The sequence below is a fragment of the Pseudomonas sp. LA5 genome (genome assembly GCF_028640825.1).
GTDB classification, from domain to species: domain Bacteria; phylum Pseudomonadota; class Gammaproteobacteria; order Pseudomonadales; family Pseudomonadaceae; genus Chryseomonas; species Chryseomonas aestiva.
On sequence record NZ_JAQYZY010000010.1, the window covers coordinates 1 to 505 of the forward strand.

The window sequence follows — 505 nt, forward strand, 5'->3', positions numbered from 1 at the left end:
TGGGTCGAGCGCATCCGCGCCCTGGAGCCGGATTTCATCTTCTCCTTCTATTACCGCAACCTGCTGTCGGGCGACGTCCTGGCCTGCGCCAAGCGCGGCGCCTACAACCTGCACGGTTCGCTGCTGCCGCGCTATCGCGGTCGGGCCCCGGCCAACTGGGTGCTGGTCAACGGCGAGACCGAGACCGGCGTAACCCTGCACCGCATGGTCAAGCGTGCCGATGCCGGCCCGATCGTGGCCCAAAAACGTGTAGAGATTGCGCCTGACGACACCGCACTCACACTTCACGCCAAACTAAGGGAAACAAGCCAAGCGCTGCTCAATGAAGTGCTCCCTACACTTGCCTCCGGAACAGTAGAGGAACGCGAGCAGGACGAAAGCCAGGCCACCACCTTTGGCCGCCGCAGCGCCGCCGATGGCGAGCTGGAGTGGAGCCGTCCGGCCGTGGAGCTGAACAACCTGGTGCGCGCCGTGACCCAACCCTATCCGGGCGCCTTCGGCTGGA

Annotated in this window: 1 protein-coding gene; it reads left to right on the forward strand. The window is 65.1% G+C overall.

All coding sequences use genetic code 11. The annotated features are described in order from the left end of the window. The coding region (locus PVZ72_RS00370) for a formyltransferase family protein (protein ID WP_273860902.1) at positions 1-505 on the forward strand (505 nt) is incomplete at both ends.